The following is a 235-nucleotide window of genomic DNA, read 5'->3' as shown; positions in this document are numbered from 1 at the left end:
GTGATGAACAAGCTATATGTTAAAATTAAAAGTCTTTTTCTTACTTATTTCAATTCCTATGATGGTCTTTGCAAACCCGATTTTTGCTGAAGAACCTGAAGAAGTAAAAGAAGAGGTGGAATGTGAAAGTAAGGAAGATGTACTTCATCGTCATAAGTCTATTCAAACTCATATACAATTTTATTATGAACTATTAATTGATAAGTACAAACCAGAGTTGAAAGAAGAATGGAAG

At 30.6% G+C, this 235-nt stretch carries 1 protein-coding gene; it reads left to right on the top strand.

Going from position 1 to position 235, the window contains the following annotated elements; genetic code table 11:
- Positions 1 to 16: 16 nt before the first annotated feature.
- Positions 17 to 235, top strand: a 219-nt coding sequence (locus AOA60_RS32015; RefSeq protein WP_143522618.1) for a hypothetical protein, incomplete at its 3' end; no start/stop codon positions are given.

The sequence above is a fragment of the Pseudomonas sp. 2822-17 genome (assembly GCF_002742485.1).
Classification (GTDB): Bacteria; Pseudomonadota; Gammaproteobacteria; order Pseudomonadales; family Pseudomonadaceae; genus Aquipseudomonas; species Aquipseudomonas cyclaminis.
This window is presented reverse-complemented; position numbering and strand designations above follow the sequence as displayed.